The 24,686-nt window shown below is 73.3% G+C and carries 19 protein-coding genes; all 19 read left to right on the top strand.

The annotated features are described in order from the left end of the window. Window positions 1–82 precede the first annotated feature (82 nt). Genes PYR72_RS14045 through PYR72_RS14135 form a run of 19 tightly spaced genes read left to right on the top strand, consistent with a single transcriptional unit; the run spans window position 83 to window position 24,682 of the window. Complete coding sequence (locus PYR72_RS14045) at window positions 83–1,399, top strand: nucleotide sugar dehydrogenase (protein ID WP_275455673.1); 1,317 nt, start codon at window positions 83–85, stop codon at window positions 1,397–1,399. Continuing rightward, window positions 1,389–2,711, top strand: coding sequence for a glycosyltransferase family 4 protein (locus tag PYR72_RS14050; RefSeq protein WP_275455674.1), 1,323 nt, complete (start codon window positions 1,389–1,391; stop codon window positions 2,709–2,711). Before PYR72_RS14045 ends, PYR72_RS14050 begins: the two co-directional genes overlap by 11 nt. Then, window positions 2,708–4,078, top strand: a complete 1,371-nt coding sequence (locus PYR72_RS14055; RefSeq protein WP_275455675.1) for a Wzz/FepE/Etk N-terminal domain-containing protein — start codon at window positions 2,708–2,710, stop codon at window positions 4,076–4,078. The genes PYR72_RS14050 and PYR72_RS14055 overlap by 4 nt, the downstream gene beginning before the upstream one ends. After that, window positions 4,075–5,595, top strand: coding sequence for a Wzz/FepE/Etk N-terminal domain-containing protein (locus PYR72_RS14060; protein WP_275455676.1), 1,521 nt, complete (start codon window positions 4,075–4,077; stop codon window positions 5,593–5,595). The genes PYR72_RS14055 and PYR72_RS14060 overlap by 4 nt, the downstream gene beginning before the upstream one ends. A 3-nt stretch (window positions 5,596–5,598) precedes the next feature. Beyond that, window positions 5,599–7,533 (top strand): asparagine synthase (glutamine-hydrolyzing), encoded by a 1,935-nt coding sequence (asnB, locus tag PYR72_RS14065; protein ID WP_275455677.1) that lies wholly within the window; start codon window positions 5,599–5,601, stop codon window positions 7,531–7,533. Window positions 7,534–7,549: 16 nt separating this feature from the next. Then, window positions 7,550–9,727 carry a bi-domain-containing oxidoreductase gene (locus tag PYR72_RS14070; protein WP_275455678.1) on the top strand — a complete coding sequence of 726 codons (2,178 nt, stop codon included), beginning with the start codon at window positions 7,550–7,552 and terminating at the stop codon, window positions 9,725–9,727. Next, window positions 9,727–11,685 carry an alginate lyase family protein gene (locus tag PYR72_RS14075; RefSeq protein ID WP_275455679.1) on the top strand — a complete coding sequence of 653 codons (1,959 nt, stop codon included), beginning with the start codon at window positions 9,727–9,729 and terminating at the stop codon, window positions 11,683–11,685. The genes PYR72_RS14070 and PYR72_RS14075 overlap by 1 nt, the downstream gene beginning before the upstream one ends. A 9-nt stretch (window positions 11,686–11,694) precedes the next feature. Next, window positions 11,695–13,215, top strand: a complete 1,521-nt coding sequence (locus PYR72_RS14080) for a right-handed parallel beta-helix repeat-containing protein (protein ID WP_275455680.1) — start codon at window positions 11,695–11,697, stop codon at window positions 13,213–13,215. A gap of 1 nt (window position 13,216) precedes the next feature. After that, on the top strand, window positions 13,217–14,449 hold the full coding sequence (locus PYR72_RS14085; RefSeq protein WP_275455681.1) for an O-antigen ligase domain-containing protein: 1,233 nt from the start codon (window positions 13,217–13,219) through the stop codon (window positions 14,447–14,449). Window positions 14,450–14,451: 2 nt separating this feature from the next. Then, on the top strand, window positions 14,452–15,660 hold the full coding sequence (locus PYR72_RS14090; protein WP_275455682.1) for a glycosyltransferase: 1,209 nt from the start codon (window positions 14,452–14,454) through the stop codon (window positions 15,658–15,660). Beyond that, window positions 15,657–16,892: a class I SAM-dependent methyltransferase gene (locus PYR72_RS14095; protein WP_275455683.1), complete on the top strand. Its 1,236-nt coding sequence runs from the start codon at window positions 15,657–15,659 to the stop codon at window positions 16,890–16,892. The genes PYR72_RS14090 and PYR72_RS14095 overlap by 4 nt, the downstream gene beginning before the upstream one ends. Further along, entirely contained in the window at window positions 16,889–17,683 is a 795-nt protein-coding gene (locus PYR72_RS14100; RefSeq protein ID WP_059081550.1) for a hypothetical protein, read from the top strand. Before PYR72_RS14095 ends, PYR72_RS14100 begins: the two co-directional genes overlap by 4 nt. Continuing rightward, complete coding sequence (locus PYR72_RS14105) at window positions 17,680–18,327, top strand: PIG-L deacetylase family protein (protein ID WP_275455684.1); 648 nt, start codon at window positions 17,680–17,682, stop codon at window positions 18,325–18,327. The genes PYR72_RS14100 and PYR72_RS14105 overlap by 4 nt, the downstream gene beginning before the upstream one ends. Window positions 18,328–18,330: 3 nt before the next feature. Continuing rightward, window positions 18,331–19,356 carry an NAD-dependent epimerase/dehydratase family protein gene (locus PYR72_RS14110; RefSeq protein ID WP_275455685.1) on the top strand — a complete coding sequence of 342 codons (1,026 nt, stop codon included), beginning with the start codon at window positions 18,331–18,333 and terminating at the stop codon, window positions 19,354–19,356. Then, the gene (locus PYR72_RS14115) at window positions 19,353–20,624 is read left to right on the top strand and encodes a DUF4910 domain-containing protein (RefSeq protein WP_275455686.1); all 1,272 of its coding nucleotides are present in this window, start codon (window positions 19,353–19,355) and stop codon (window positions 20,622–20,624) included. Before PYR72_RS14110 ends, PYR72_RS14115 begins: the two co-directional genes overlap by 4 nt. Beyond that, on the top strand, window positions 20,621–21,919 hold the full coding sequence (locus PYR72_RS14120) for a hypothetical protein (RefSeq protein WP_275455687.1): 1,299 nt from the start codon (window positions 20,621–20,623) through the stop codon (window positions 21,917–21,919). Before PYR72_RS14115 ends, PYR72_RS14120 begins: the two co-directional genes overlap by 4 nt. After that, window positions 21,916–22,863 (top strand): glycosyltransferase family 2 protein, encoded by a 948-nt coding sequence (locus PYR72_RS14125; RefSeq protein WP_275455688.1) that lies wholly within the window; start codon window positions 21,916–21,918, stop codon window positions 22,861–22,863. The genes PYR72_RS14120 and PYR72_RS14125 overlap by 4 nt, the downstream gene beginning before the upstream one ends. Then, window positions 22,860–24,122, top strand: coding sequence for a polysaccharide pyruvyl transferase family protein (locus PYR72_RS14130; protein ID WP_275455689.1), 1,263 nt, complete (start codon window positions 22,860–22,862; stop codon window positions 24,120–24,122). The genes PYR72_RS14125 and PYR72_RS14130 overlap by 4 nt, the downstream gene beginning before the upstream one ends. Next, window positions 24,119–24,682 carry a dTDP-4-dehydrorhamnose 3,5-epimerase family protein gene (locus tag PYR72_RS14135; RefSeq protein WP_275455690.1) on the top strand — a complete coding sequence of 188 codons (564 nt, stop codon included), beginning with the start codon at window positions 24,119–24,121 and terminating at the stop codon, window positions 24,680–24,682. The genes PYR72_RS14130 and PYR72_RS14135 overlap by 4 nt, the downstream gene beginning before the upstream one ends. Window positions 24,683–24,686 lie beyond the last annotated feature (4 nt).

The following is a 24,686-nucleotide window of genomic DNA, read 5'->3' on the forward strand; positions in this document are numbered from 1 at the left end:
TGCGCCGGGAACCGCAACTCGACGATGCCGCCGAAGCGCGGACCGCAGGCCGTGGGGGCCTGCCTGGGGGGAGGAACGGGTCATGAGAGTCAGCGTTTTCGGGCTCGGCTACGTGGGCTGCGTGTCGGCCGCGTGCCTGGCCAGCATGGGGCACGAGGTCGTCGGGGTGGACGTGAACCAGGTGAAGGTGGACCTGGTCAACGACGGCAAGGCCCCGGTGGTGGAGGAGCGGATCGGCGAACTGATCGCCGAGGTCGTACGGACCGGCGCGCTGCGCGCCACCGCCGACGTCCGTGAGGCGATCATGGACAGCGAGGTGTCGCTGGTCTGCGTGGGCACGCCCTCGGAGCCCAACGGCAGCCTGTGCACCACCTACTTGGAGCGGGTCACCGAGGAGATCGGCGCCGCGCTCGCCGAACGGGGCGGGCGGCACACGGTCGTGTTCCGCAGCACCATGCTCCCGGGCACCTGTCTGAACCTGCTGGTGCCGATCCTGGAGAAGTACGTCGGCGGCACGGCCGGGGTGGACGTCGGGGTCGCGGTCAACCCCGAGTTCCTGCGCGAGGGCACGAGCGTCAAGGACTTCTTCGACCCGCCGAAGACCGTCATCGGCGAACTCGACACGGCGAGCGGCGACGCGGTGCTCGCGCTCTACGACGGTCTGCCCGGCGAGGTGTTCCGGGTGCCGGTCCCGACGGCCGAGGCGATCAAGTACGCGGACAACGCCTTCCACGGCCTCAAGATCGGCTTCGCGAACGAACTCGGCGCGGTGTGCCAGGCCCTCGGCGTGGACTCGCACCAGGTGATGGACGTCTTCCTGGCCGACCGCAAGCTGAACATCAGCCCCGCCTATCTGCGGCCCGGCTTCGCCTTCGGCGGCTCCTGCCTGCCCAAGGACCTGCGCAGCCTGGTCCACGCGGCCCAGCGGGCCGACGTGTCCGTGCCCATCCTGTCCCATGTGCTGCCCTCCAACGCCGACCATCTGCAGCGCGCGGTGGAACTGGTCGAGCGCACCGGCAGGCGCCGGGCGGGACTGTTCGGCCTGTCCTTCAAACCCGGCACGGACGACCTGCGCGAGAGCCCGCTCGTCGAACTGGCGGAGCGCCTGTTCGGCAAGGGGTACGACCTGAAGATCTACGACGCCAACGTGAGCCTCTCCCGGCTGCTCGGCGCCAACCGCGAGTACATCGAGACCCGGCTGCCGCACCTCGCCCAGCTGCTCGCGGACTCCGTCGAGGAGGTGCTCGAACACGCCGAGGTGGTCCTGGTCGGCACCCGGGACCCGGCCGTGCTGGCGGCGCTGCCGCACGGCGACGGCCGGGTGATCGTCGACCTCGTCCACCTTCCCGACGCCGACGCGCGCCGGACCGAACCGGGGTACGTGGGCCTTGCCTGGTGACGCGAGGCGCGGGAGCCGGCCGGGCCGGCGCGCGCTGATTCTGGTGGAGAACCTGTCGGTACCGTTCGACCGGCGGGTGTGGCAGGAGTGCACGACGCTGCGGGACGCGGGCTGGACGGTGCACGTCATCTGCCCTCAGGGGACCAAGCGGGACACCGAGCCCGAGGCGGAGATCGACGGGGTGCGGATCCACCGCTACCCGTTGCGCGCGGCCACCGGGGGGCCGTCCGGCTATCTGCGGGAGTACGGTTCGGCGCTGTGGCACACGGTCCGGCTGGCGCGCAAGGTCGGCCCGGTGGACGTGGTGCACGCCTGCAACCCGCCCGACCTGCTGTTCCTGCCCGCCCTGTGGATGAAGCGGCGCGGCGCGCGCTTCGTCTTCGACCAGCACGACCTGGTGCCCGAGCTGTACCTGTCGCGGTTCGACCGCGGCGAGGACCTGCTCTACCGCGCCGTGTGCGCGCTGGAACGGCGGACCTACCGGGCCGCGGACGTCGTGCTCGCCACGAACGAGAGCTACCGGGACGTCGCCGTACACCGTGGCGGCAAGCGGCCCGAGGACGTCTTCGTGGTGCGCAGCGCCCCCGACACCGGCCGGTTCCACCCGGTGCCGCCCGAGCCGGAGCTGAAGCGCGGCAAGCCCCATCTGCTGTGCTACCTCGGTGTCATGGGTCCGCAGGACGGCGTCGACTACGCGCTGCGGGCGCTGGCCAAGCTGCGCGACGAAAGGGGGCGGACCGACTGGCACGCGGTGTTCGTCGGCGCCGGCGACACCTTCGACGCGATGGTGGAGCTGTCCCGGCGGCTCGGGCTCGCGGACCGGGTGGAGTTCACCGGGCGCATCCCGGACGCCGACCTGGCGCGCTATCTGTCCACCGCGGACGTGTGTCTCTCCCCCGACCCCCGCAACCCGCTCAACGACGTGTCGACCATGAACAAGGTGCTGGAGTACATGGTCATGGGCCGGCCGATCGTCTCGTTCGACCTCCGCGAGGCGCGGGTCTCCGCCGGTGAGGCCGCCGTCTACGCGCCGGCCAACGACGAGTCGGCCTTCGCGGGGCTCGTCGCGGAGCTGCTGGACGACCCGGACCGGCGCGCCCACATGGGCAAGATCGGCCAGGAGCGGATCGGCGGGGCGCTGTCCTGGAGCAACTCCCAGCGGTCGCTGCTCGCCGCGTACGCCGCGGCCTGCGGCGACCGTCCCCCGCGCCCGGCCACGGGCACGGCGCAGGCGGGCGGTCCGGACGGGCCGGGCGGCAGAGGGGACGGGGCGGGCGGCGCGGACGGGCCGGGAAAGAGGCCGCCCCGTTGAGTGAAGACACGATACGCCTGGTCACGATCGGGCGGATTCTCCGCCGGCGCCGACGGCTCCTCATCATCCTCACCGTGGTGGGCGCGCTCGTCGGCTACGGCACCTCCCTGCTGCTTCCGCCCCGGTACACGACCTCGGCGTCGGTGCTGCTGCCGGGGGCGTGGGAGGAGCGCGAGCTGCTGACACAGGCGGAGATCGCGACCAGTTCGGTGGTGGTGGACCGCGCGGCCGAGGCGCTCGGCTGGACCGGGGTCGACGGCGACGAGGTGCGGGAGCACGTCAGCGCCAAGTCCACCGACGGGAACATCATCAAGATCTCGGGCACCTCCGACACCCCGGAGCACGCCCAGCAGCTCTCCGACCAGGTGGCCCGGCAGTTCGTCGCCTTCGCCAAGCAGGTCGCGGGCGAGAGCGCCGACCCCGAGACCGGGGCTCCCGAGGCGCTGCGGCAGACCGTGAAGAAGACCAGCCGCCGCATCACCGAGCTGGCCGAGCAGGCGGGTTCGGGCGAGACCGTGGAGAGCGTGCAGACCCGCACCGAGCTGGCGAAGCTGCGCACCACGCTGCAGGAGGCCATCGACAAGCTGGACCAGGCCGACCCGGCCGACGAACAGGCCGCCAACCTGGTGGTCATGGGCTCCGCGGCCCGGCCGGTCGGCGAGGCCCCGCCCACCAGGACCCAGCTCATCGCCGCCGGGGCCCTGCTGTTCTTCCTGTGCACGGTCGCCGGTCATCTCGTCGCCGCCCGGATGAGCCGCCGGCTGCGGACCGAGACGGAGATCGCCGCCGCGCTGGGTTCGGTGCTGCTGGGCGCCGTCGACGTCCCCGTGGGACGGTCCGCGCACCGGCCGGGCGGCCGCGGCCCGGGGGCGCTCCTGCGCCGGCTGCTGGGTGTCGACGTCCGGTGGGACCTGCCCGCCCCGCGGACCTCCGGCGACGAGGCCAGCAGACAGATCCGCTACCGGCGGGTCTGCGGCCGGCTGCGGGAACAGCTACCGGCCCCCCGGCGGCTGCTGGCCGTCGTCCCGGACGGCGACGAGACCGCCCGCAGCGCCGCCGAACGGCTCGTCGTCGAGGCCGGAAGCGATCCGCTGCTGCGGGTGGTGGGCGTTCCGGTGGCCCGGCCGATGGTGCCGGACCGCGTCCACGAGTCGGGGGTCCTGGTCGTGCTCAGCCCGGGCAGCTGGACCGCCGCGGAGCTGGCGGGCATCACCGAGGCGTGCGCGGACGCCAAGCACGAGATCGTCGGCATCGTCCTCGCCGGCCCGGTCCGGGCGTCGCGTACGTCCCGGGCCGCCGGCCCGGCGCCGGAAGCCGTGAAGCCCGCGCTCGCGGTCGGCGAGGACGCGAGAAGAGGTGCACGGTGACGACGAGTACGACTCCGGAGTCGTCGGCCGCCGCCCCGCTGCTGGACCTGCAGGGGCTGGTGGTGTCGGTGCGCAGGCGGCGCCGGCTCTGGGGCTCCATGGCACTGCTGGGGCTGCTCGGCGGCGTGGGCGTGGCGGTCCTGCTGCCGCCGCCGCCGACCGCGGTGACCAAGGTGCTGGTCGCGCACCAGGAGGACCAGCCCAACGACCCCGGCACGCTGATCCGCACCGACGTCGCCCTGCTGCAGACCACCCGGATCGCCGGGAAGGCCCTGAAGTCCCTCGGGTCCTCGGAGAAGCCGGAGGACTTCATGGAGGACTACGGGGGCGTCGGCCTGACCAACAACCTGCTGCAGATCGAGGTGAGCGGGGACAGCGACGCGGTGGCGGTGGCCCGCGCGAAGGCACTGGCCGACGCGTTCGTCGCCGACCACGTACGACGGATCCAGGAGGCGGCGGACGCGGAGGCCAAGGCCCTGCTCAAGCAGCGCGACCGCATCAAGGCCGACCTCGCCAAGGTCAACAAGGCCATCGGCGACGGCACCCCGGAGGGCAACCCGAGCGCCTCGGCGGACATGGAGTCCCTCTTCGCCCGCCGGGCCGAACTCACCTCCCGTATCTCCGACTTCGACCAGCGGGCGGCCGAGGCGCGCATCGGCACGCCCCAGCTGGTCGCCGGCACCCGGATCGTGGACGCGCCGCGGGCGGTGCGGCACTCGCTGCCCAGGACCGCCGCGACCGACGCGGCGATCGGGCTCGTCCTCGGGCTGGCCCTCGGTCTCGCGGTGGCCGCGGTCGGCACCGTCGTGGCCGACCGCCCCGTGCTGCGTCGGGACATCGCCGCGCACCTCGGCACCTCGGTGCTGTCGGAGCTGCCCCGCCGGCCGCCCTGGCTGTGGCGGCGCCGGTCGGCCCGGGCCGCGCGGGAACGGCTCACCCTCACCCTGACCCGCGCCGTGCGCGGCTCGACGGACCCGCTGTCGCTGCTGGAGCTGGGCTGTGCGCGCAACGCGAGCGAGATCGCCCTGGACCTCGCCGGGGCGCTGGCGGCCCAGGGGCCGGTGGCCGTCGTCGACGGACTGCCCGGCCGGGAGCTCTCGGGCCGCCGCCCGAAGCCGGGCGGCCCGGCCGTGGTCGGCGGCGCGCAGGCGGAGGCCATGGCGCCCGAGGACCTCAGGATCGGCGTCGGCTCGGTGGCGCCCGGCACGGCGTGGACCGACCTGCAGTACCTCGGCACACGGACGGTGCTCGTCGTGCGGGCCGGGCACGGCAGCGTCGCGTGGCTGCACACCGTGGCACGGCAGCTCGCGGACCAGCGGATCGCGGTGGTCGGCGTGGTGCTGATCGACCCCGACCCGCGGGACCGGACCGACGGCACGCTGTGGGACGGGCCGCACGGGGCGGTGCGCGGCCGGAGCGAACGGCGGGGCCGGCCGGTCGGAACCGGCAGGCGGCGGACGGAGCGCCTGCCGATGTGGGCGGAGCGGGTCCCGGACAGCGACCAGGAGGCGCGGTAGCACATGTGCGGCATCGCAGGTACGTACCGATGGCCCGACGGGAAGGACGTGACCGACCGGCTCACCGACGTCCTCGCCCATCGCGGTCCGGACGGGGCCGGCCGGTACAGCCACCCCGTCGGTGACGGCGAGGTGCACCTCGGGCACCGCCGGCTGTCCATCATCGACCTGTCCGAGACCGGCGCCCAGCCGATGGTCAAGGACAGCCTCGTCCTGACGTACAACGGGGAGCTGTACAACGCGCCCGAACTGCGGGCCGAGTTGGAGGCCGCCGGGGTGCGCTTCCGCGGCACCTCCGACTCCGAGGTGCTGCTGGAGTCCTGGCGGCGGTGGGGCACGGACTGTCTGCCCCGGCTGCGCGGGATGTTCGCGTTCGGGATCTTCGACGAGCGCACCGGTGATCTGGTGCTCGCCCGCGACCAGCTCGGCATCAAGCCGCTGTTCCTGCTGCGGCGCGGCGAGGGGCTGGTGTTCGCCTCCGAGCTGAAGGCGCTGGCGGCCGTGACGGGCGGGTCGCTGGAGGTGGACCACGCGGCGCTGGTGGCCTCGCTGCTGTACTACTGGGTGCCGGACTCCCGGTGCGCGTTCCGTGAGGCGGAGAAGCTGCCGCCGGGGAGCTGGCTGCGCTGCCGGGCCGACGGCCGGGTGGAGCGGGGCCGGTTCTGGAACCTGCGGGACGTCGCCGCCGAGGGCCGGGCACGGGCCCGGGCCGGTGAACGGCCGGACCTGGCCGCCATCGTGGAGGAGTCGACCCGCAAGCACCTGCTCGCCGACGTCCCCGTGGCCACCTTCCTGTCCGGCGGCCTGGACTCGAGCTGGCTGACCGCTCTCGCGGCCCGCCACCAGCCGGGGATCTCCGCCTACACGATCGGGTTCCGCGCCGAGGACGCCCGGTTCGAGGCCATGCCCGACGACCTGCGCTACGCCCGGCAGGTGGCCGAGCGGTTCGGCGTGGAGCTGCACGAGATCGAGATCGCCCCGAACGTGCTCGACCTGCTGCCGCAGATGACGTACTCCCTGGACGAGCCCATCGGCGACCCCGCGGCGATCAACACCTTCCTGATCTGCCAGGCGGCGCGCGAGGCCGGGGTCAAGGTGATGCTCTCCGGCATGGGCGCCGACGAGCTGTTCGCCGGGTACCGCAAACACCTGGCCAACCTGCTCGCCCTGCGCTACCAGCGCGTTCCGGGGCCCCTGCGGCGCGGGGTGTCCGGGATCGTGGACCGGCTGCCGGTCGCCACGTCCCGCCGGGGCCTGCGCTCGGTGCGCTTCGCAAAGCGCTTCCTCTCCTTCGCCGGCCTGCCGGAGGAGACCGCGTTCCGGCGCAGTTACACCATGTACGACCAGGACGACCTGCTCGCCCTGGTCGACCCGGACCTGGCCGGGACGGTCGACGACGTGCTGACCGAGCATGCCGACACCTACGCGGACAACACGCTCGACGACTTCGTCAACCGGATGTGCCTGGCCGACGCCCGGATGTTCCTGCCGGGCCTGAACCTCACCTACACGGACCGCTCCAGCATGGCCGCCTCGACCGAGGTGCGGGTGCCGTACGTGGACGTCGAGGTGGTCAGGGCGGCGTTCGCCGTGCCCGGCGACCGCAAGATCGTCAAACGGCAGGGCAAGGCGGTCCTCAAGGAGGCGGCCACCTCGATCCTGCCCCGGGAGATCGTCTACCGGCCCAAGGGCCTGTTCAGCGCCCCGCTGCGGGCCTGGATGAGCCGGGACCTGGCGCCGCTGGTGCGCGAGGTGGTCAACGACGGTGAGCTCGTGCGGTCCGGCTTCCTGCGCCGGGACGCGCTGAACCGGATGGTCGCCGAGGACGCCGCCGGACAGCAGGACTTCTCCAAGCATCTGTGGCATGTGCTGACCCTCGAGTACTGGTACCGCGACGCGACCTCCCGCTCCGACCAGAGCACTCGGCAAACGGCTTAGGAATCAGGGGACTTCGGTGAAACAGGTCGTACAGAACTACAAGAGCGGCGAGCTGGCGGTGCTCGACGTGCCGGTGCCCGGGTGCAAGCCGGGCGGTGTGCTGGTCCGCACCGTCTACTCGCTGATCTCCACCGGCACCGAGATGATGAAGGTGTCCGAGGCCGGCATGTCGATGCTGGGCAAGGCCCGCTCCCGCCCCGACCAGGTGGCCAAGGTCATGCAGAGCGTGGCCACCAACGGGGTGCCCGCCACGTACCGCAAGGTGATGGGCAAACTGGACTCCTACACACCGCTGGGCTACTCCCTGTGCGGCGTGGTCGAGCAGGCCGGTGCCGGCGTCGACGACGTGAAGGTCGGCGACCTGGTGGCCTGCGCCGGCAACGAGCACGCGCTGCACGCCGAGCTCAACTGGGTGCCGAAGAACCTCTACGTCCCGGTGCCGGACGGCCTCGCGCCGCAGCACGCCGCCTTCGGCACCGTCGGGTCGATCGCCCTGCAGGGCGTCCGCCAGGGCGAGCCGCAGCTCGGCGAGGTGGCCCTGGTCATCGGCCTCGGGCTGATCGGCCAGCTGGTGGTGCAGCTCCTGGCCGCCTCCGGCGTCCGCGTCGTCGGCGCCGACCCCGACCCGGCCCGCTGCGAGCTGGCCGAGCGCCTGGGCGCCGCGGCCTGCGGCGACCCCGCCTCCACCGCCGTGGAGAACGCCGTCGCCGAACTCACCGACGGACACGGCGTGGACCAGGTGTACCTGGCCGCCGGCGGCGGCAGCAACCAGCCCGTCGAGCTGGCCGCCAAGCTGGCCCGGGACCGCGGCCGGGTCGTCGACATCGGCAAGTGCCGCCTCGACCTGCCGTGGAACGCGTACTACGAGAAGGAACTCGACGTCCGCTTCTCCCGCAGCTACGGCCCCGGGCGCTACGACCCGTCGTACGAGCTGGAGGGCCGCGACTACCCGATCGGCTACGTCCGCTGGACCGAGCGCCGCAACCTGGCCTGCTTCCTCGACCTCGCCGCCCGCGGCAAGGTCGACGTGGAGCCCCTGATCTCCCACGTCGCCGACTTCGACGACGCGGTGGAGACCTACCGGCGCCTGAAGGACGGGGAGCTGAAGGCCGTCACCGCGCTGTTCCGGTACCCCGAGCAGGCGGGGGAGACGGAGGAGGCGACGGCCCCGGCGGTCGCCGTGCCGGCGGTGCAGGTGAAGACGGCTCCGGCCCGCGTCGCCAAGACGCCGGTGAAGCTGGCATTCGTCGGCGCCGGCAACTACGCGACGTCGATGCTGCTGCCGCACCTCGCGCGGCGCGAGGGTGTCGAGCTGTCGGCCGTCGTCACCACGACCTCGCTGTCCGGGGCCAACGCGCAGCGGAAGTTCGGCTTCGCCAAGGCGACCACCGACCTCGACGCCGTGCTCGGCGACGAGTCCGTCGACGCGGTGTTCGTGGTGACGCGGCACAGCTCGCACGCCGCCCTGACCCGGCAGGCACTGCTGGCCGGCAAGACGGTGTTCGTGGAGAAGCCGCTGGCCCTCACCGAGGACGAGCTGTCCGGAGTGCTCGCGGCGGTGGAGGAGTCCGGCAACGACCGGCTCCAGGTGGGCTTCAACCGCCGGTTCGCGCCGCTGCTCCAGGAGGCCAGGACCCACTTCGGCGCCCGGAGCGGTCCGGCGCACCTGCGCTACCTCGTCAACGCGGGCCGCCTCGCGCACGGCAGCTGGTACCTCCAGCAGGGCTCCGAGGGCTCGCGGTTCGTGGGCGAGGGCGGACACTTCATCGACACGGCGAGCTGGCTGCTCGACGCGGACCCGGTCTCGGTGTACGCGACCGCCACGTCCGGCAACGAGGACCTCCAGGTCGTGCTGCGCTACCCCGACGGCTCCACCGCCACGATCAGTTACGTCACCAGTGGCCCCTCCGGCTTCCCCAAGGAGACCCTGGACCTGGTCGCGGACGGCCGCGCGCTGCGCCTCGACGACTTCGTACGGGCCTCGGTGTACGGCCGTAAGAAGTGGGTCAGTTCGCGGCTGCCCAAGGCGCGGGACAAGGGCCAGAACGCCGAACTGGCCGCGTTCGTCATGGCGGTGCGCACCGGCGGTCCGATGCCGGTGCCGCTTCAGTCGCTGGTCGCCACCACGGCGGCCACCCTCGCCGTGCAGGCCGGCCTGGCCGGTGGCGTGCCGGTGACGTTGGCGAGGCCCTGATGACGATGAGCGTGGGCTGGTACCTCCGGCGGCTGTCCCGGATGGGGCCGCGGGAGGTCGCGGGCCGGGTGGGCGACACCCTGCGCAGACGGCGCTGGCGGGCGACGCCGCCCGACTGCCCGGGCGTGACCGGCGCCCGGTTCACCGCGGTGCTGCCCGCCGGGACGATCGCCGCCGTACCCCCGGACGCCGCGAAGCGTCTCGTCGCCGAGGCGGACCTGCTCATGGAGGGACACGCCGAGTTCTTCGGCGTGGTCCGCGACGACCTGGCCGACCCGGACTGGTGGTTCGACCCGAAGACCGGGCGCCGGGCCCCCGAGGGCTACGCCTTCGACGTGCCGTACCGCAGCGAGGACGCGGTCGGGGACATCAAGCAGATCTGGGAGCCGTCCCGGCACCAGTACCTCACCCGGCTCGCGGCCGCCTACGCGCTCACCGGCGACGAGCGGTACGCCGAGCGCGTGGCCGAGCACCTGCGGTCGTGGTGGGAGGCCAACCCCCCGCTGCGCGGCGTCCACTGGCTCAGCGGCATCGAGCTGGGCATCCGGCTGCTGTCCTGGGTGTGGGTCCGCCGGCTGCTCGACGGCTGGCCGGGCGCGGCCGGGCTGTTCGAGGACAACCCGGTGGCGCGGAACCAGATCTGGCACCACCAGCGCTGGCTGGCCGCCTTCCCCAGCCGGGGTTCCTCGGCGAACAACCACGTCATCGCCGAGGATGCCGGTCAGCTGGCCGCGGCCTGCGCGTTCGGCTGGTTCCCCGAGTCGGCACGCTGGCGGGCCGGCGCGTTGCGCTCGCTGGAGCGGCAGCTGCGCGCCAACACGTATCTCTCCGGCCTCAACCGCGAGCTGGCCACCGAGTACCACGGTCTGGTCCTGGAGCTCGGCCTGGCCGCGCTGGCCGAGGCGGACGCCGCCGGGGTGCCGGTTCCCCCGACCGTCCGCCCGGTGCTGCTGCGCATGACCGACGCGCTCGCGGCCGTCGTGGACAACCGTCTGCGGCCGCCGCGTCAGGGAGACGCGGACGACGGGCACGGTCTGATCGTGGACGGCGCGGGCACCGACCGCTGGGCCTCGCTGCTGGCCACCGGGGACGCCGTGTTCGGCCGCCTCGACTGGTGGCCGACGGTGACCGGCACCGACGTGCGCACCCCGCTGCTGGCCTCGCTCATCAAGCCGTACCCGGAGAACGGAACCGAACGGTCCGTGACCCGCCCGGCGAGCCGCCCCACCCGCTTCGCCGACGCCGGCATGACGATCCTGCGTGGCCCGGGGGAGATCTGGGTGCGCTGCGACGGCGGGCCGCACGGGTTCCTGTCCATCGCCGCGCACGCGCACGCGGACGCGCTGTCCCTGGAGGTCCGGCACGACGGGGTCGACGTGCTCGCCGACCCGGGGACGTACTGCTACCACGGGCAGCCGGAGTGGCGGCGCTACTTCCGGTCGACCCTCGGCCACAACACGCTGGAGCTGGACGGGGCCGACCAGTCCGTCTCCGGCGGCCCGTTCCTGTGGACGCGGCAGGCCCGCAGCCGCGTCCTGGTGTCCGAGACGTCCGGGGAGGGGGTGGCCCGCTGGTGCGCCGAGCACGACGGTTACGCGCCCTCGGTGCACCGCCGACGGGTGGAGCTGACGGCCGCGAGCCGGGAGCTGCGGGTGGTCGACGAGGTCCGCGGCCCGCGCCGGGCCGTGCGGCTGGCGTTCCACCTCGGCCCGGCGATCGCCGCGGACCTGGTGGGCCACCGCGCGGAACTGACCTGGACGCGGGACGGCGAGGACCGCTCGGCGGTGCTCGACCTGCCCGGGCAGCTGACCTGGAGCGCGCATCGCGGTGAGAGCGACCCGCCGCTGGGCTGGTACTCGGCCGGCTTCGGTCGCAAGGAACCCGCCACCACGCTGATCGGCACGGGCTTCGCCGACGGCGTGGAGGGGTTCACCACCGTACTCGGGTTCCGCGGCTAGGGAGGACGCTTGGGGATCACGTGGCGGCACCGGGCATGGGCCGTGGCACCCGTGGTGCTGGCCCTGCTGGCGGCGACCGGCTGTGACAGCACGCCGGACGCGCGGCCGAAGCCGCCCACCGCACCGCCCACGGCCGTGGCCGGGGTGTGCGCCGAGCGCCCGGCGGGGCCGTCGAAGGCGCCGGCGGGCGCGGTGACGGTCGATCCCGCCGTGCCCGGCGACCTGGCGGTGAAGACCGAGGAGAACCCGCCGGGCACCACGTTCTGGCTGCTCCCGGGCAAGCACCGGCTCGGGCCGGACCGCTATGCCCAGGTGCTGCCCAAGGAGGGGGACACCTATGTCGGGGCGCCGGGTGCGGTGCTCGACGGGCGGAAGACCAACCAGTACGCGTTCGGCGGCAGCGCCCGGGACGTCACGATCCGTCATCTGACCGTGCAGCGGTTCGTCGCGCCGCACGACGAGGGCGTCGTCAACCACGACTCGGCCGACGGCTGGGTCATCGAGCACACGAGGGTCCAGAACAACTCAGGCGCCGGGCTGATGGCCGGGGCACGCCAGCGGGTGCGCGGCAACTGCCTGCGCGACAACGGCCAGTACGGCATGAACGCCTACAAGGCCGACGGCCGTATCACCGGCCTGGTGGTCGAGGGCAACGAGATCACCGGCAACAACACGGACGACTGGGAGAAGCGGCGGCCGGGCTGCGGCTGCACCGGGGGCGTGAAGTTCTGGGCGGTCGACGGCGCCGACGTACGCGGCAACTGGGTGCACGACAACCGCGGGGCCGGGCTGTGGGCGGACACCAACAACAACGACTTCCGCATCGAGGGCAACCTGCTGGAGGACAACGACGGCGCCGCGCTGATCTACGAGACCAGCTACAACGCGGTCATCCGGCAGAACAGGATCCGGCGGAACAACTGGGTCGAGGGCCGGGACTACGCCGACCGCGGCGACACCTTCCCGTTCGCGACCGTCTACATCTCCGAGTCCGGCGGCGAACCGCGGGTCCCGGCCCGCACCGACAAGATCGAGATCTACCGGAACGTGCTGGAGAACAACTGGTCCGGGATCACCCTGTGGGAGAACGCGGACCGGTTCTGCAACAGCCCGGCCAACACCTCCTCCGGCGAGTGCACGCTCCTGGTGAAGGACATCGGGCGCTGCAAGCGGCCGGCGATCGCCACCGCGCCGCTGTACGACGACTGCCGGTGGCGGACGCAGCGGGTGGACATCCACGACAACCGCTTCGTGCTGGACAAGGCCGTCCTCGACTGCGCGGTGAAGTGCGACCGCATGGCGGTGCTGGCCAACTACGGCACCTATCCGGACTGGTCGCCCTACCGGGGCGACCGGGTGGCCGAGGCGATCACACGCAAGCAGCACAACCGCTGGCACGACAACGTCTACCGGGGGCCCTGGAGGTTCGTCGTCCACGACCCGAGCCGGGTCCTGGACTTCGCCCAGTGGCGGGACACGCCGTACCGGCAGGACGCGGGCAGCAGGTACCGCGCCGGGAAGGGCGGTTGAGATGGCCACCGACCACACGTCGAAGATCGTCGGGACGGTCTGGGGGCTGCTGGTCCTCAACACGCTCGGCTCCGCCGGGGCGAGGACCATCGTCCCGCTGCCCCGCTCCCTCATCCAGATGGTCACCATGGGCGCGCTGGTCGCCGCGTTCGCGCTGGCGCTCCTGGTCAATCCCCGGCTGCGCGTGCGCCCCAACGCCTATCTGTTCCTGCTCACCCTGCTGCTGGTGCCGAGCGTGATCTCCAGCGCGGACCTGGAGTCCGGGCTCGGCGCGGTGTTCCGCTGCGCCCGGCTGGCGCTCTTCGTCAGCACGCTGTGGCTGCTCACCCGCTGGTGGGACGGTGAGCTGAGGTTCGTCCGGCTGCACATCCGGATGTACTTCGTGGTCCTCGGCTCGGTGGCCCTCGGCGCCGTCGTCTCCCCGGGCGCCGCCCTGCCCGAGCTCTACGGCGGGCGGCTGGTCGGCGCGCTCTGGCCGCTCACCCCGCCGCAGATCGGACAGTACGCGGCGGTGATCATCGGGCTGTCCGCGCTGCTCCTGCTGGGCCGCCGGACGACCCGGGGCAGTGCGGCGCTGGTCATCGTGCCCTCCCTGGTCCTGCTCGCGCTCACCCACACCCGCACGGCGACGCTCGGGATGCTCATCGGGCTGGTGCTGGCGATCGGTTCGCTCTTCCTGACCAGCACCGCCGCCCGCCGGTTCTTCGCCTGGGTGGTGCTGTGCGCCGCCGTCGCCGCGGTGGGGTTCGGGCCCGCGCTGCGGGCGTGGTTCCTGCGCGGGCAGAGCCAGGAGAACTTCACCAGCCTCACCGGCCGGGCCAAGGTCTGGGAGGCGCTGCTGGCGGCGCCCCGCACGACCTCGGAGTACCTGTTCGGCATGGGCCTGGGTGACAAGTCCTTCGGCGGACTGCCGATCGACAACAGCTGGCTGGCCGTCTTCAACGAACAGGGCATGACCGGCGTGACGCTGGTGGCGGCGATCGTCGTCGTCCTGGGCGGGGTGGCGCTGCTGCGGCCGCCGTCGCTGTCGAGGGCCTGCGCGATCTTCCTGATCAGCTACTGCGGCATCGCGTCGTACACCGAGGCCGGACTGGGCGACGCCTCACCGTATCTGCTGCATCTGGCGGTGGCCGCCTCGCTGTTGGCGGTGCCCGCCGAGGCCGGCGCCCCGCCGCCCCCCACCGTCCCCCGACGGCGCGTCACGCGCTGGGTCAGAAGATCGGAGGTGGCCTGAGCATGGACGTGCTCGTGGTGCACAACCGCTACGCCTCGGCGCAGCCGAGCGGCGAGAACAAGGTCGTCGACCAGGAGGTGGAGCTGCTGCGCGCGGCCGGCCACCGGGTCGAGCTGTTCGAGCGGCGCAGCGACGAGATCGCCGCCCGGTCGCTGCCGGGCAAGGCCGCGATCCCGCTGCTGGTGCCGTGGAACCCGGCGGTCCGCCGAGAACTCGCCGCGCGGCTGCGCGCCGGGCGGCCGGACGTGGTGCACGTCCACAACGTCTTCCCGCTGCTGTCGCCGGCGGTCCTGGCCGCCTGCGCGGACGCCGGAGTGCCCGCCGTCGCGACCCTGCACAACTACACCCAGGTGTGTCCGCCCGGCACGCTGCAGCGCGACGGCCGGCCGTGCGCCGAGTGCGTCGGGTCCACGCCGCTGCCCGCCGTCCGGCACGGCTGCTACCGGAACTCCCGGCTGGCGACGGTGCCGCTCGCGGTCAGTCTCTCGGTGAACCGGCGCCGGTGGTGGACCGGTGTGGAGCGGTTCTTCTGCATCTCGGCGGCGCAGCGCGAGGTCCTGGTGCGCTCCGGCATGCCGGCCGAGCGGCTGACGGTGAAGCACAACTTCGTCCCCGACCCGGGCCGGCGCCGGGAGGGCGACGGCGAGCACCTGCTGTACCTGGGCCGGCTGGCGGAGGCCAAGGGGATACGGCTGCTGATGGCGGCCTGGGACGAGCTGGCCGCCGGCGGCGGGGTGGGCGTACCGCTGGTGATCGCCGGGGCGGGGCCGCTGGAGCGGGAGGTGACCGCCTGGGCGGCGGGCCGCGAGGACGTGCGGTACGCCGGCCTGTACGACACGGCGCAGGTCCGCGAGGCCGTCGCGCGGTCGGTGGCCGTGGTGGCTCCCTCGACGTGGCTGGAGGCGTTCGGCCTGGTGGTCGTGGAGGCGATGGCGGCCGGGGTCCCGGCCGTCGCCGCCGGTCACGGCGCCTTCGTCGAACTCGTCGAGGACGGGGTGACCGGGCTGCTGCACCGGCCGGGCGACTCCGCCTCGCTCGCGTCGTGTCTGCGCCGGATCACGGCCGATCCGGCCCCGGGCCGGGAGATGGGCCGGGCGGCCCGGGGCCGTTACGAGCGGGACTTCAGCCCGGAGGTCGGGCTGGAGCACCTGGTGGAGGGGTACCGCGCCGCGATCGCGGGGCGGACGGAATCATTGGGGGGCAGTAGATGAACGGATGCCGACTCTGCGGTTCGACGGCGCTGGAGAGCGTCGTCGACCTGGGAGCGACGCCACCGTGCGAGAGCTTTCTCGCCGCGGACCGACTGGACCTGCCGGAGCCGGCGTACCCGCTGCACCTGCGGGTCTGCACGGACTGCTGGCTGGCGCAGATCCCTCCGCTGATCACACCGGAGGACACCTTCGAGGAGTACGCCTACTTCTCCTCCTTCTCGACCTCCTGGGTGGAGCACGCGCGCACGTTCGTCGGTGAGGCCGTGGAGCGGGCGGGCCTCGGCCCCGACGCCTTCGTGGTCGAGGTGGCGAGCAACGACGGATACCTGCTGAGGCATGTGGTGGACCGGGGGATCCGCTGCCTGGGCGTCGAGCCGTCGGTGAACGTCGGGGCGGCGGCGCGGGAGGCGGGCGTGCCCACGCTCACGGCGTTCCTGTCCCCGGAGACCGGCTCGGCCGTCCGCGCCGAGCACGGGCCGGCGGACCTGGTCGTGGCCAACAACGTGTACGCGCACATCCCCGACGTGGTCGGGTTCACGCGAGGGCTGCGGGCGCTGGTCGCCGACGACGGCTGGGTCTCGATCGAGGTGCAGCACCTGCTGACCCTGATCGAGGAGAACCAGTACGACACGATCTACCACGAGCACTTCCAGTACTACACCGTCGCCTCCGCGATCCGGGCCCTCGCGAGCGGCGGGCTGACGCTCGTGGACGTCGAGCTGCTGCCCACGCACGGCGGGTCGATCCGGCTGTGGGCCCGCCCGGCCGAGGTGGCCGGCGAGCCCACCGGGCGGGTGGCCGACGTGCTGGCCCGGGAGAAGGCCGCCGGGCTGCAGGAGCTGTCCGGTTACACCGAGTTCTCCGCCCGGGTGGCCAAGGTCCGCCGGGACCTGCTGCGGTTCCTCATCGACGCGGCCGAGCGCGGCGAGACGGTCGTCGGCTACGGCGCCCCGGGCAAGGGCAACACCCTGCTCAACCACTGCGGCATCCGGCCCGACCTGCTGGCGTACACCGTGGACCGCAACCCCTACAAGCACGGCAGGTTCACCCCGGGCACCCGCGTCCCGATCCTGCCGCCCGAACGGATCGCCGCCGACAAGCCGGACTACGTGCTCGTCCTGCCGTGGAACCTGCGGGCCGAGCTGGTGGAGCAGCTGGCGTACGTGCACGAGTGGGGCGGCCGGCTGGTCTTCCCGATACCGGAACTGAGCATTGTCGAGGTCAAGGCATGAAGGTCGTCCTGTTCTGCGGCGGTTACGGCATGCGGATGCGCAACGGAACCTCCGACGATGTGCCCAAGCCGATGGCGATGGTCGGCCCGCGCCCGCTGATCTGGCACGTCATGCGCTACTACGCGCACTTCGGGCACAAGGAGTTCATCCTCTGCCTCGGGTACGGCGCCCACCACATCAAGAACTTCTTCCTCACCTACGAGGAGACGACGTCCAACGACTTCGTGCTGCGCGGCGGCCGTACCGAGCTGCTGTCCACCGACATCGCCGACTGGACGATCACCTTCGCGCAGACCGGCGTCGAGTCGCCGATCGGGGAGCGGCTGCGCCGGGTGCGGCACCACCTGGACGGCGACGAGATGTTCCTCGCCAACTACGCGGACGTGCTCACCGACGCCCCGCTGCCGGAGATGATCGACTCCTTCGCCCGGCGTGACGCCGGCGCGTCGATGATGGTGGTGCCGCCGCAGTCCTCGTTCCACTGCGTGGACCTCGGCGAGGATGGCCTGGTGGGGGGCATCACCGCGGTGAGCGACATGCCGCTGTGGGAGAACGGCGGCTATTTCGTGCTCCGCCAGGAGGTCTTCGACCACATCCCGGAGGGCGGTGACCTGGTCGCCGACGGCTGCGCGCGGCTGGCCAAGGAGGGCCGGCTGGTGGCGCACCAGCACCGCGGCTTCTGGAAGCCGACCGACACCGTCAAGGAGCGGGCCGCGCTCGACGAGGCGTACGCCCGGGGCGACCGCCCGTGGGCCGTGTGGGAACGCGACGCCACCGGGGTGGGCGCGTGATCCGGCTCGGCGCCGGCCGCCCCGACCGGGTCGTCGCGGTGGGCGCGCACTGCGACGACATCGCCATCGGCGCCGGCGGCACGCTGCTGACGCTGTGCCGGGCACGGCCGGGCCTGCGCGTGGACGCGCTGGTGCTGACCGGCGGCGGAACCGACCGGGAGCAGGAGGAGCGGGCCGCGCTCGCCGCCTTCTGCCCGGGGGCCGACCTGCGGCTGACCGTGGGCAAGCTGCCGGACGGCCGGCTGCCCGCGCACTGGGAGGAGGCCAAGTCCGCGGTCGAGGAGCTGCGGGCGGCGACGGAGCCGGACCTCGTGCTGGCCCCGCGCACCGACGACGCCCACCAGGACCACCGCGGCCTGGCGCGGCTGATCCCCACCGCGTTCCGCGACCACCTGGTGCTCGGCTACGAGATCGTCAAGTGGGACGGCGACCTCGGCCGCATGGCGGCCTACCAGCCGCTGGCCGCGGAGACCGCCGAACAGAAGGTGCGGCTGCTGCAGGAGCACTACCCCTCGCAGCGCCACCGGCCCTGGTACGACCGGGAGGCCTTCCTCGGCCTCGCCCGGATCCGCGGCATCGAATGCCACGAGCGCTACGCCGAGGCGTTCGCGGTCACCAAACTCACGCTCAACCTGGGGGGTTGAACCATGCGCGTACTCCTGACCGGACACCAGGGCTACCTGGGCACCGTGATGGCCCCGGTCCTCGCCGAGGCCGGGCACGAGGTCGTCGGCCTGGACGCCGGGCTGTTCGCCGACTGCGTGCTGGGCCCGGCGCCCGCCGACCCGCAGGGGCACCGGGTGGACCTGCGCGACCTCACGGCCGAGCACGTGGCCGGGGTGGACGCCGTGATCCACCTGGCGGCCCTGTCCAACGACCCGCTGGGCTCGCTGGCGCCGCAGCTCACCTACGACATCAACCACCACGCGTCCGTGCGGCTGGCCCGGCTGGCCCGCGACGCCGGGGTGCGGCGGTTCCTGTACGCGTCGACCTGCTCGGTGTACGGCGCCGCCGGCGGTGACGAACTCGTGGCCGAGGACGCCCCGCTGCGCCCGGTCACGCCGTACGCGGAGTCCAAGGTGCGGGTGGAGGACGACCTGCACGCGCTGGCCGACGGCGACTTCAGCCCGGTGTACATGCGCAACGCCACCGCCTTCGGGTACTCCCCCCGGCTGCGCGCGGACATCGTGCTGAACAACCTGGTGGGCCACGCGCTGCTGTCCGGCGAGGTGCTGGTGCTCTCCGACGGCACCCCCTGGCGCCCGCTGGTGCACGCCGCCGACATCGCGCGGGCGTTCACGGCCGCGCTGGACGCGCCGCGCGAGGCGGTGCACGACCGGGCGTTCAACATCGGCAGCGAGGCCAACAACGTCACGGTCGCCGAGATCGCCGAGCAGGTCGCCGAGGCGGTGTCCGGCGCGAAGGTGAGGATCACCGGCGAGAACGGCGCCGATCCGCGGTCCTACCGGGTGGACTTCTCCCGGTTCCGGGCGGCGATCCCCGGCTTCGACTGCGCGTGGTCGGTGAAACGGGGCGCCCTCGAACTCGTCGACGCCTACCGGAAGTTCGGGCTGACCCAGGAGGACTTCGAGCGCCGCTTCACCCGGCTGGCCGTGCTGCGGGCGGCGTCCGAGGCCGGCACCGTCGACGACACGCTGCGGTGGCGCGGATGACCGTCGGCGAGGAGATGCACGCCTTGGTGGAGCGGTTGTACCCGCTGTGCCGGAGCATCACCGGCGACGGGGTGCGCGCCACCCTGGACATCGTCGGCGAGTACGTCCCGCTCCAGGTGCACGAGGTGCCGACCGGGACCCAGGTGCTCGACTGGACGGTGCCGCAGGAGTGGAACATCCGGGACGCCTGGATCGCGGACGCCTCCGGCAGGCGGGTCGTCGACTTCCGCGCGTCCAGTCTGCACGTGCTCGGCTACAGCGTGCCGGTGTCGGCGACCCTGCCGCTGGCCGAACTGCGCGAACACCTGTACACCCTGCCGGAGCACCCGTCCTGGGTGCCGTACCGCACCAGCTACTACCAGCCGCAGTGGGGCTTCTGTCTCGCCCAGGACACCCTGGACGCGATGCCGGACGGCGCGTACGAGGTGCGGGTCGACTCCACGCTCGCCGACGGTCACCTCACGTACGCCGAGCACGTGGTCCCCGGTCAGGTCACCGACGAGGTGATCGTCTCCTGCCACGTCTGCCACCCGTCGCTGGCCAACGACAACCTGGCCGGCGTCGCGGTGGCGACGTTCCTGGCCCGTGCGCTGGCGGAGCGGACGCCGTACTACACCTACCGGTTCATCTACGCACCCGGCACCATCGGGGCGATCACCTGGCTGGCCCGCAACGCGGACCGGATCGAGCGGGTCAAGCACGGCCTGGTGCTGGCCTGCGCCGGTGACCGGGGCGAGGTGACGTACAAGCAGAGCCGACGGGGCGACGCGGAGATCGACCGGGTGATGCGGCACGTGCTGAACGCCTCCGGACGCCCGCACCGCGTCACCGAGTTCACCCCGTACGGCTACGACGAGCGCCAGTACTGCTCACCCGGCTTCGACCTCGGCGTCGGCTCGCTCAGCCGGACCCCGTACGCGGGCTACCCGGAGTACCACACCTCGGCGGACAACCCGGACTTCGTCACCCCGGAGGCGATGACGGACACCCTGGACCTGTGCCGCGAGGCGTTCGCCGTGCTCGACGGCAACCGGCGGTACGTCAACCTCAGCCCGTACGGCGAACCGCAGCTGGGCCGCCGTGGCCTCTACGACTCGCTCGGCGGCCGCAGCGACGCCAAGGAGGCCCAGATGGCCATGCTGTGGGTGCTCAGCCTCTCCGACGGCGAGCACGGCCTGCTGGACGTCGCCGAGCGGTCCGGGCTGCCCTTCGGCACCGTCGCCGCCGCGGCCGGCGCCCTGCACGGTGCCGGACTGATCAAGGCATGACGCACATGACCACCGAGGAGGAGAAGGCGAGGGCACGGGCGCGGCCCGCCCGGCGGGCCCTGCTCGGCCGGCTGTCCTGGGGACTGGCCGACCAGGCCGCCTCCAGCATGACCAACTTCGCGGTGGGGATCTACGTCGCCCGCTCGCTCGGGCTCACCGCGTTCGGCGCGTTCAGCCTGGCCTGGGTGACCTATGGCGTGGTGCTCAGCGTCTCCCGGGGGCTGGCCACCGACCCGCTCGTGGTGCGCTTCAGCGGTGTGCCGGACGCCGCCTGGCGGGGGGCGGTGGCCCGCTCGTCGGGCACCGCGCTCGGCGTCGGCGGCGTCATCGGCGCGGCCTGCCTGGCGGTCGGACCGACCGCCGGCGGCCACGTGGGGCCCGCCTTCGCCTGCCTCGGCGTGATGCTGCCGGGGCTGCTGCTGCAGGACGCGTGGCGGTACTCGTTCTTCGCCGCCGGCACCGGACGGAAGGCGTTCGTCAACGACCTGGTGTGGGGCGTCGCGCTCGTCCCGGCCATGGTCGTGGCGGCCCGCGTGGGCACCGTCGCCGCGTTCGTCCTCGCCTGGGGCGCGTCCGCCGCGGTGGCCGCGGTGTACGGCTGCTTCCAGTCCGGTATCCGCCCCCACCTGGCCGGAGCGCGCGCCTGGCTCCGCGACCACCGCGACCTCGGCTCCCGCTACCTGGTCGAGAACACCTCCCTCAGCGGCGCGGCCCAGCTGCGGGCGTACGGGCTCGGCGCGATCGTCGGGGTCGGCGCGGTGGGGGTGGTCCGGGGCGCCGAACTGCTGCTCGGCCCGTTCCTCGCCGTGCTGATGGGGCTGTCGCTGGTCACCGTGGCGGAAGCGGCCCGGGTGCTGCGGCGGGCCCCGCACCGGCTCGGCCGGTTCTGCCTCCTGCTCGGCGGCGCGCAGGCCGTCGCCGCGCTGCTCTGGGGCGCGGCGCTGCTGCTGGTGCCGGACCGGTACGGCGAACTCGTGCTCGGCGGCGTCTGGAGCGCCGCCTCGCAGCTGATCGTGCCCGCCACGCTCGGCGTCGCGGGCGCCGGCCTCGGCACCGGCGCGGCGGCCGGGCTGCGCGCGCTCGGCGCGGCCCGGCGCAGTCTGCGCTGCCAGCTGTTCGCCTCCGCCTGCTATGTCGGCGGCGGACTCGGCGGGGCGGCCGCGGCCGGCACGGTCGGCTCGGCCTGGGGCGTCGCCGCCGCGACCCTCGCCGGCTCCGCCGTGTGGTGGCTGCAGCTGCGCTCCGCCCTGCGCGAGCACCACCAGGACTCCATCCGCGAAGTGAGGACGCCATGACCGACCGACCCCGGCTGAGCATCGGCCTGCCCGTCTACAACGGCGAGGAGTACCTCGCCGAGTCGTTCGACGCCCTGCTCGGCCAGACCTACGAGGACTTCGAGCTGGTCGTCTCCGACAACGCCTCGACCGACGGGACCGAGGACATCTGCCGCCGGTACGCGGCGAAGGACTCCCGCGTCCGCTACATCCGGCTGCCCCGCAACATCGGCGCCGCGCCCAACCACAACTACGTGTTCACCGAGTGCCGGGGCGAGCTGTTCAAGTGGGCCTCGCACGACGACCTGTACGCCCGGGACCTGCTGCTGCGCTGTGTCGAGGCGCTGGACGAGCGGCCGGAGGTGGTCCTCGCGCACAGCGGCCAGGCGGTCATCGACGAGGACGGCAAGGTGAAGGTCCCCTACGCGTACGGGCTCGCCACCGACTCGCCGCACGCGCCGGAGCGCTTCCGCAGCCTGCTGTTCGAGCCCGGCGGCGACGACTTCTACGGGGTGATGCGGGCCGACATGCTGCGCCGGGTGAAGCCGCACGACAGCTATCACCACGCGGACCGCACCTTCGTCGCCGAGATCACCCTGCACGGGCCCTTCCACCAGGTGCCCGAGCTGCTGTACTTCCGCCGCGACCACCCCACCCGCGCCGAGCGGGCGAACCCCTCCAAGCGCTCCCGGTGCGTCAACCTGGACCCGCGCCGGGCGGGCCCGCTGCATCCGACGCCCCGGCTGCTCGCCGAGTACGTGTGGGGTTTCGTCTCGGCGATCCGGCGGGCGCCGCTGTCCTCCGCCGACCGGCGCGCGTGCCACCGCCATCTGGCCGCGTGGATGACCAGCCGGGTCCGGCCGGGCGCGGGCGAACGGGTCGAGGACCGCGCCCCGGTCGACCCCGGCCGGTACGACGTCTCCGTGGACGCCCTGGTCGCCGGCCGCGAAGGCAGGCAGGCATGACGTCCGCGCCCCGGACACCGGTGCGCGTCGGGGTGTTCGGCCTCCTCGGCTCCGGCAACCTCGGCAACGACGGGTCGCTGGAGGCGGTCCTCGGTCTGCTGCGCGCAGCGCACCCGGAGGCGGCCGTGGACGCGCTGTGCGGCGGACCCGAGGTCGTCACGGCCCGGTACGGCATCCCCGCGACCCGGCTGCACTGGTACCGCGGGGAGTACCGGACCGCCTCCCGCGCGGGCGCGATCGCGGGCAAGGGCCTCGGCAAGCTCGTCGACGTCTTCCGCACCGCCGCCTGGGTGCGCCGGCACGACGTGGTCGTCGTGCCCGGCATGGGCGTCCTGGAGGCCACGCTGCCGCTGCGGCCGTGGGGTTTCCCGTACGCGCTGTTCCTGCTCTGCGCGAGCGGCAGGCTGACCGGCACCCGGGTCGCGCTGGTCGGCGTCGGGGCCGGCCCGATCGGCAACCGGGCCACCCGGACCCTGGTGCGCTGGTCGGCACGGCTGGCCGCCCACCGGTCGTACCGGGACGAGCCGTCCCGCGACGCGATGCGGGCGATGGGCGTGGACACCGCGCGCGACGCGGTCCACCCGGACCTCGCCTTCGCCCTGCCTGCACCGGAACCGGGCGCGCCCGGCGGCCCGCCGGGCCGGGTGTGCGTCGGTGTCATGGACTTCCACGGCGGCGACGACGACCGCGACCGGGCCGAGGAGATCCACCGCCGCTACCTCGACGGCACGACCCGTTTCGTCCGCGCGCTGGCCGAGGAGGGCAGGCCCGTGCGGCTGCTCACGGGTGACGCGTGCGACGCGCCGGTGGCCGCCGCGATCGTCGACGCGGTGGACTCGCCGCTGGTCACCGTCGCCGAGGCGGCCTCGCTGGCCGACCTGATGAGGGAGACGGCGGCCGCCGACACCGTGGTGGCGACCCGCTACCACAACCTGGTCTGCGCGCTGCGGGCCGGCACCCCGACGCTCGCCCTCGCCTACGCGGCGAAGAGCGAGGCGCTGATGGCGCTGATGGGCGTGGACGCGTACTGCCACCCGGCCCGCGAGGTCGACGCCGACCGTCTGCTCGAACAGTTCCGGGAGCTGGAGAAGAACGCGGCGGACACCCGGCGGACCCTCGCCGAGCGGAACCGGGCCGTCACCCGGCAGCTCGACGAGCAGTTCGCGGCCCTGGCGGCGGCCCTGTTCCCGGCGACCGGCCGCGCCCGCACCCCTTCCCCCTCCCCCATGCCCACGCACCCCCGGCAGGAGACGCCATGAAAGCGACGGACGTCCCGGAGATCTCCGGCGCGTACCTCTTCGAGCCGACCCCGTACGCCGACGAACGCGGCTTCTTCTGCCGCACCTTCGACGCCGACGTGGTCCGCTCGGTGGGTCTGGACCCGAACGCCTTCCTCCAGGACAGCATGTCCCGCTCGGCGGGCGGCGTGGTGCGCGGCCTGCACCTGCGCTCCGGCGCGGGCGAGGCCAAGCTGGTGCGGTGCTCGTACGGGAGGATCTTCGACGTCGTCGTGGACCTGCGGCCGGGCTCGCCGACCTATCTCGGCCGGGCCTTCTTCGAGCTGTCCGGCGAGACCCAGACGACCCTCTACATCCCGGCGGGCTGCGCGCACGGCTTCCAGGCCCTGACCCCGACCGCCGACACCTCGTACCGGATCGACCGCCCGCACGACCCGTCCGAGGACGTGACGATCGCCTTCGACGACCCCGAACTCGCCCTTCCCTGGCCGCTCCCGGTCACGTCGATGTCCGAGCGGGACCGGAAGGCGCCCGGCCTGGCCGAGGTCCTGAAGCACGTCCTGAAGCACAGGGAGAGCTGAGACC

The organism is Streptomyces sp. VNUA24, from assembly GCF_029167005.1.
Lineage (GTDB): Bacteria > Actinomycetota > Actinomycetes > Streptomycetales > Streptomycetaceae > Streptomyces > Streptomyces scabiei.